General features: G+C 36.6%; 7 protein-coding genes and 1 riboswitch. Of the genes, 3 read left to right on the forward strand and 4 right to left on the reverse strand.

Going from position 1 to position 7,787, the window contains the following annotated elements; all coding sequences use genetic code 11:
• Nucleotides 1-368: 368 nt before the first annotated feature.
• Entirely contained in the window at nucleotides 369-2,243 is a 1,875-nt protein-coding gene (gene htpG, locus BM098_RS12645) for a molecular chaperone HtpG (RefSeq protein WP_089833930.1), read from the forward strand.
• A 56-nt stretch (nucleotides 2,244-2,299) separates the two neighbouring features.
• Nucleotides 2,300-2,409: riboswitch (TPP riboswitch) on the forward strand.
• Between the two features lie 74 nt (nucleotides 2,410-2,483).
• On the forward strand, nucleotides 2,484-3,176 hold the full coding sequence (gene tenA, locus BM098_RS12650) for a thiaminase II (protein ID WP_089833932.1): 693 nt from the start codon (nucleotides 2,484-2,486) through the stop codon (nucleotides 3,174-3,176).
• Between the two features lie 324 nt (nucleotides 3,177-3,500).
• On the opposite strand, the gene BM098_RS12655 is transcribed toward tenA, so the two are convergent.
• Nucleotides 3,501-4,043, reverse strand: coding sequence for a site-specific integrase (locus BM098_RS12655; RefSeq protein WP_089833938.1), 543 nt, complete (start codon nucleotides 4,041-4,043; stop codon nucleotides 3,501-3,503).
• Nucleotides 4,044-4,713: 670 nt separating this feature from the next.
• On the opposite strand from BM098_RS12655, the gene BM098_RS12660 reads away from it, so the two are divergent.
• Entirely contained in the window at nucleotides 4,714-5,526 is an 813-nt protein-coding gene (locus BM098_RS12660) for a YitT family protein (protein ID WP_089833934.1), read from the forward strand.
• A 74-nt stretch (nucleotides 5,527-5,600) separates the two neighbouring features.
• Here the strand turns inward: BM098_RS12660 and BM098_RS12665 are convergent, their stop codons facing one another.
• The 3 genes from BM098_RS12665 to BM098_RS12675 all read right to left on the reverse strand — a co-directional run.
• On the reverse strand, nucleotides 5,601-5,858 hold the full coding sequence (locus BM098_RS12665) for a hypothetical protein (protein ID WP_089833936.1): 258 nt from the start codon (nucleotides 5,856-5,858) through the stop codon (nucleotides 5,601-5,603).
• Between the two features lie 249 nt (nucleotides 5,859-6,107).
• Nucleotides 6,108-6,485 (reverse strand): PH domain-containing protein, encoded by a 378-nt coding sequence (locus BM098_RS12670; RefSeq protein WP_062322553.1) that lies wholly within the window; start codon nucleotides 6,483-6,485, stop codon nucleotides 6,108-6,110.
• Between the two features lie 591 nt (nucleotides 6,486-7,076).
• The coding region (locus BM098_RS12675) for an IS200/IS605 family accessory protein TnpB-related protein (RefSeq protein ID WP_200795852.1) at nucleotides 7,077-7,787 on the reverse strand (711 nt) is incomplete at its 5' end.

Below are 7,787 nucleotides of genomic sequence, written 5' to 3' on the forward strand. Positions count from 1 at the left end.
ATAGTACTCAATAATTAAAGTCGAAATTTGACATAAAAAATAAGCCATATCAAGGCTTAAGAGTGCTTTTAAAGAAATGAAGTGTCAAACTCCCGGGTTTGACGCATTATCCGACCAATACAATTACTTGAAAAAAGAAACAGAAGCGAAACGTCACATTGACTATACCCAAGTCAATTAATTCAATACGAGAGCTAACCACACCGATTGGTGTGGTTTTTTCTATTTTAATAAGGTGAAAGATAAGCGAATACCAGATGAAAGGATTGACAAGAGGGTGAAAAATATGTTAAAAAATATATATTAGCACTTTAAGTCATCGAGTGCTAATACATAAGAAAATAAATTAAGAAGCGAGGGAATAACATATGGCAGTTAGACAATTTGAAGCAGAATCAAAACGATTATTAGACATGATGATTAATTCGATTTACTCAAAGCGCGAGGTCTTTTTACGTGAATTAATCTCAAATGCGAGTGATGCGATGGATAAAATGTATTATCGTGCACTTACCGATGAGAAGATAACGTTTGATCAATCGGATTACTACATTAAGATTGAAACAAATTCAGACGATCGTACCTTAACAATTACAGATAACGGGATTGGTATGACAAAAGAAGAGTTAGAACAAAACTTAGGAACCATCGCAAAAAGTGGTTCCCTGGCATTTAAGAAAGATAATGAAATTAAAGATGGTTTTGATATTATCGGCCAGTTTGGTGTCGGCTTTTACGCAGCGTTCATGGTGGCTGACAAAGTAAGTGTGACATCGCTCGCAGTAGATTCAGAACAAGCTTATCATTGGTACTCTGAAGGTGCTGAAGGATTTACTATCGAAGAAGCAAATAAAGAAGATGTAGGGACAACAATTACACTTACAATCAAAGAATCAACAGAAGATGATGACTTTGAACAATTCTTAGATACGCGTCAACTTCAAGACATCGTTAAAACGTATTCGGATTTCATCCGTTACCCAATTAAAATGGATCTTACCGAAGAAAAACTAAAAGAAGACACAGAAGATGAGTACGAAACAGTGGTTGAAGAAAAGACGATCAATAGTATGGTGCCAATCTGGAAGAAAAATAAGGCTGAATTAACCGATGATGATTATAAAAATTTCTATCAAGAAAAACATTACGGTTATGACGATCCACTAACACATGTCCACGTGAGTGTTGATGGGAATATTCGTTATCAAGCCATTCTTTACATCCCTGAATCAGCACCATACAACTATTACTCACAAGAGTTCGAAAAAGGATTAGAGTTGTACTCAAATGGTGTTTTAATTAAAAACAAAGCACCTGAACTTTTACCTGATTACTTCAGCTTTGTAAAAGGACTTGTCGATTCGGAAGACTTATCACTAAATATTTCTCGTGAAATGCTGCAACATGATCGTCAGTTGAAACTGATAGAGAAAAACTTAGTGAAGAAAATTAAACAAGAATTAAAGAAATTGTTAATGAATGACCGCGAGAAGTATGAAACGTTCTTCAAAGCTTTCGGTCGTCAATTAAAATATGGCGTTTACAGTGACTTTGGTCAAAATAAAGATACCTTAAAAGATTTACTTCTGTTTTATTCATCAACTGAAGAAAAACTTGTAACCTTAAGTGAATATGTTGAACGCATGAAGGAAGATCAAACATACATTTATTATGCAACAGGTGAGTCACATGCACGCATTGAGCGATTACCGCAAACGGAAATCGTCCGAGATAAAGGCTATGAAATTCTTTACTTCACCGATGATATTGATGAATTCGCGATTAAAATGTTATTGAATCACGATGAAAAAGAATTTAAATCAGTTTCAAGCGGTGATTTAGGTTTTGAGGATGATCAAGCGGAAGAAAAGACAGCTTCTGAAGAAGACCAAGCGATTTTCGATCAAATGAAAGACATCCTTAAAAACAAAGTGGCTGATGTCCGTCTATCTAAACGCCTGAAAACACATCCTGTCTGCCTGTCTAATGAAGGTGATATCTCGATTGAGATGGAGAAAGTATTAAGTATGATGCCTGAGAATCAAGGCGTAAAAGCTGAGAAAGTGTTAGAAATAAACACGGACCATGATATCTTTAAGTCACTCAAACAAGCCTCCCAATCAAATGAGGATATGATGGAGACTTACACAAATGTTTTATACAACCAAGCCTTACTGATTGAAGGCTTGCCAGTAGAAGACCCAGTCAGCTACGCCAATGATGTCTGGAAAGTAATGAAGTAACCCTTGACTTTAATAGTCAGTATGTTACAGTAACAGTATCAAAATACAATTAAATGAAACACCACTAGGGGAGTCACTGATCTGTGACTGAGATTGGCAACGAATGCCTTGACCCTTTGAACCTGATCTAGTTGATGCTAGCGGAGGGAAGTGGGACGAGATTTGACTTTCTTTATTCAATGATCGACACCACTTGCTTATTTAGCGGTGGTGTTTTTATTTGAAAAAGGAGAGAGATGTATGACATTTACAGATGAATTAAGACAAAAGGCCAATCCAATTTGGCAGGCTAGTTTCGAGCATCCTTTTGTACAAGGACTGGGAGATTCCACCTTACCACTCGACCGATTCCGTTACTACGTTCTGCAAGATGCGTATTATTTAAGTCACTTTGCAAAGACACAAGCATTAGCTGCCGCAAAAGCAGATTCATTAGAAGTAACGAACAGTATGGCAAAACACGTCCAAGGTACCTATGAAGCAGAACTAGATCTTCACCGGACCTTTATGGAACAATTAAACATCTCAATAAGCGAACAACAAGCATTTGAACCAGCGCCAACTGCTTATGCTTATACCTCACATATGTACCGAGCCAGTCAATTCGGTCAACTGGGTGACGTTATTGCGGCGATTCTGCCTTGCTACTGGATATATGCAGACATTGGTGAACAATTAAAACATAAAACACCAAAAGAACCCGTCTATCAAACATGGATTCAGGCGTATCATTCGGATTGGTTTATGACACTCGTCAAAGAACAAATTAATCGCTTAGACCAATTGGCGGAAACTGCATCAGACACAGAAAAAGAACGTTGGACGGATCTGTTCTTAAAAAGTTGTCAATATGAATATTTATTCTGGGAGATGGCTTACACATTAGAGAAATGGCCGATGGAAGCATATAGTAAAGCATCCATTACGAATTAGATTACAGGAGCATTCTTTAAAGCAAACCAAATCCAAACATCTCATTATGACTTCGTGAAAAAAAGCCATTAACTATTTTTATAAATGAAATATATAATATAAATAAGGAACAAAAACTCTTTTGAGTTTTTAGCGAGAAGGTGCCTGCACCATCTCGTATTTTTTATGATTATTTAGCTCTGTCGTATTTGCGCTCAGAGCTTTTTTTGTGTCTTAAATACTTATACATTTGAATTTACAATTTAAGTATTTATCTTTCTGGTAAATATTTTGACATTCGATGCTGAAAAAGCTACAACATCTGACTCAATCCTTCAACAGTTATTATAGACTAAAACTCGCTAAACTTTGATCAACGATATCTTGATTGATCCCGATGTATCTTAACGTAATGTCAGGTGAGGCATGATTAAAAATGTCTTGTAAGAGCGCGACATTCTTATTAATCGTATAATGCCAAAAACCAAATGTCTTTCGCATACTGTGCGTGCCGAAGTTAGTGATCCCGACACGTCTCGCTGCTTTATTTAACACTTTATAGGCTTGTACCCGTTGGATAGGCAACCCAGTCTTATACGATGAGAATAAATAGTCTTCATCGGCCATATGGATCGTATAGTGATCAATCTGTTGTCTCAGTTCAAAATTAATTAAAAAGCGTTTGGCTTTATTCGTTTTCTTTTCTTTTAATACGATATGTGTTTGCCCACGAACATCTCGTACTTGAAGCGGTAATAAGTCACTGATTCGTAGACCAGTGTTAATTCCCATCACAAATAAAAAGTAATTTCTATCTGATTCTCGTTTTAATTCATCTTTCATCGCTTGAATTAATAATTTATCACGAATAGGTTCCACTGTCTGCATGCCTCGGCTAAGTAGGGCATGATAATCAGATACAATCGATTCTTGTCGTTCGGGTTGTTTAATCTTTGATTGATTCAATTGTTTGATTTTTTCTTTCAAACGGTACTCCCCAAATTTTTCTAGTAAGTATTGATATTCTCCCTTTGTTAAATAGACAAAGGGGGCCATTTGTTTTTTCTCCACACTTCTCACAACCTTTCAAAATAGATCTATTTAAGTCATCAATTATTTCGCGATAAACGATTAATGATACGTGAAATTTAATTTCATTCGCTTTAAACGCCTTCTGACAACACACTAAAAAAAGGGAAATTCAACATTTATCCTGTCCTTCTCACATATCATAATGAAACCTATAGCCCGTCTTTCGTTTCTCAAAAAGTATCTAGCAAACCGATATTCTTTACAATCTACTTAAAATTAAAATGCTAAAATATGTAGGAACGAAAAGTCAATTTATGTTTCCTTGAAAAAATAAACAAATGATAAATATATGACTTAACCTTTATTTTACCACGTTTTCATGTATTTTCACAATGAAACATAATATCTATTATGTTTCATTAGGAACGTGATTTAATATTTAGAAAATAACGTGAATGGTCAATTGTCTTGACCGAGGAGGGGAGATTTGCTAAATTTAAAAAGCAGGAAAGAAGGAGGACGCCTTATGATAAAAAAATATAGCTCAATTGTGGTTGGTTCAGTGATTATTGCTTTAGCCTTTAATTTATTTCTGATTCCTTCCGGTGTCCTAAGCGCAGGAGTTAGTGGACTGGCTATTTTAGTCAGCTTGATTAGCCCGTTTGACACAAGTTTGCTTAATATTGTTTTCAACATTCCTATTTTTATTATTGGTTACATATTTTTAGGAAAGAACGTGACATTAAGCACTTTCTTAGTTGTTGTCGCACTCTCATTTTTCTTATATGTTGTACCGATTTACGATGTAGCCGAAGACTTATTGCTCGGTAGCATTTTTGGTGGTGTCATTACTGGTTTAGGAATTGGTATTATCCTTAAATTCTCTGGTTCAAGTGGTGGCTTTGATATTATTGCGATGATTGTGTCACGCGTCAGTAATATGAGTGTAGGCTTAATGTTAACCGCGATGAATGGGATTATCGTCTTAATTTCAGGACTTGTGTTCGACTGGAATATCGCGCTTTATACGATGCTAAACATCTATATAACCGGGCGTGTGATCGATACGATTCATACGAACCACATTAAGTTAACCATGCAGATCGTAACAACAGAAGGAGAAGCTATCCGAAGAGAACTAATCGATTCAATTTATCGCGGTATCACAATGTCTAAAGGACAAGGTGGTTATACCTTAGAAGAAAAAGATTTACTGATGATGGTCGTTACCCGTTATGAAACGAAGACGATTAAAGATATTGTCAGAAAGCATGATCCAAAAGCCTTCATTAATATTTATGAAACCGTTGAGATAGACGGGGAGTTTGCGAAAAATTAAAAAACAAGCCAGCAGCATAAATAAATGCCGCTGGCTTGTTTAAATTAGGTGAATCTTTTTTATACAGCTAACACTTAAGCAACACTTAGCATAAACGCTTCGAAAATTAAACCGAAGAGAACAATTGCCACACTGATTGAAACATGTACACGTTTTTCATTGATGCCTGTCTTTTCTAACATATAGATAATGATTCCAACAATCGTGAGATAGCTAGCGCTTCTTTCAACATATGAAGCATTCATAAGAAAAGTAGCAAGCATTCCGTCAAATAATCCTGCCACTACACCAAAGGTGGCTAGCATGAGTGGTAGACGTAATTTCCAGTACATTTAACTCACCCTCTCTCTAAAATCCACGCTATTAAAGATGATAAATTAAATCTGACTTCTAATTTACCTCTTATTAACCGGTATTTTACTCTTATATATTTTACATTTACCGCTGGTCTCTTTTGAACTCTTCCATTTTATCACGCACCCATTCGGACCTCGAACTCCAATTCCAAGCGCCCAATATGAGAAGGATGATTATGATGATGACTCGCATGACTATCATAAGAAATGCTCCTTAAATAAGACTTATAAGCAATGTGCCGCTAATAGTCGCTGGATTTTAGCGATACTGTCGTCTTTTCTGAACTGTAAATCAAATAGAGGCGCCTGTGCACTAGATATCCAGATTTTTAGTTCTGCATCAAGATCAAAGGTACCCGCAGTCTCAACACTAAAATGAGAAATTGAGCGATAAGGGACTGAGTGAAAATCAGTTTTCTTACCCGTAACCCCTTGCTTATCAACCATAATTAAACGCTTATTCGTAAATACCATTAAATCACGGATTAACTTAAATCCCGCTTCGATTGTTTCACCGTCCGTCAATAAATGCCCAATTGCTTTTTCAATATCATTACTTGTCGCATCGGTTGCGTTGCCCATCAAACCATCAAATAACCCCATCACTATCACTCCATTTCGTCTCATTTATCAGTTCAATCGTAACATAAGGGTCATTACTTGTAAATTATTAGATGAATATTCCATCCGATTGTAAACAGAGCATAAAATTCTTTTAAATTACTATCTACTTTCTCTTATTTTTAGTTAAACCAAGGATCAAATGTATTTCCATAATTAATTTTATAATGAATTTTTTCCATTCTATTTACTTTTTTAAGAAAAGATGTACAATTATACGTAGATACATTATGTTAACGGCATCACACTAAAATCTTACAATACTTGCGTTATGTAACTAAAAGTGAAAGGCGTGAGTACGATTGAAAAATAACAAGCAATTCCTTTTTTCATATCATATATTTATCTATCCAATATATGCAGCAGGCATTTGTCTCATGATTTATCCTGTAGTACCAAGCTTTCAACTACAGGAAATTATCCTATTTCCTGTCCTTATAACGTACTATCTTTCTCCAATTCTTTTCTTCATCATGCTATACGAAATTGAACTACCCCCACCTAACATTCTCAGGAATGTTTGAGGAAGGGGATTCCGTAAGGACACCCTAAAGGCGACCCATGCTCGTTCAACTAAGCATAGGTTTTTCTACTTTCCAACCGACGCAAACCTATTTTCTCAACATCTGTTAAAGCATGTTGGGGAAATAGTGCGCTCCAGGAGCACAACTTACTTGGGTCGAATCGTTCTGTCTGATAGAACGTATAGGTTCTGACAAAAGACAGGGTACGTGTCAAATACGCCCATTGCGCCCAATGATGTAGACCTTGTTTCTGCTCTGGAACAAGTGAATACAATATCGGTGGGAGTTTTTCCTTAAAGCCCATTGCCCGACGGGCAATGACATAAGCGGCTGCCATGTGAATGGACACACCGAGTCGCTTCATATATTTCATCTTGCCAATTTGACTGGTATAAGCAGGGTTAACAACATAGACAGCCACCCCCATTTTTTCGGCTCTTGACTTGATCGCTAGGATCATTTTTTGATAAGCAAACTGACTCATTTGGCGATTGGCTTTCCTATTCCCATAAGGACGCGACACTTTGGACCGCGTCGTATCCAAGTTTTCAATCGCGAGTGGCTTATGATGTTTAACAGCATAGTCAACGAGGGCAATAACCTCTGCTTCGATGATTTTCGCCCTCTGTCCACTGGTTTTACCCTCTAAGTTAAACGGAAGGGTAAAGGCATCCACACATTGACCTATGGCGTTGATATTGGCGACGGCGATATGATTCACATTCAAATCAACACCAACCATACCCGTTGATGTTGAGGT

Source organism: Halolactibacillus halophilus (assembly GCF_900115605.1).
Taxonomy (GTDB): Bacteria; Bacillota; Bacilli; order Bacillales; family Amphibacillaceae; genus Halolactibacillus; species Halolactibacillus halophilus.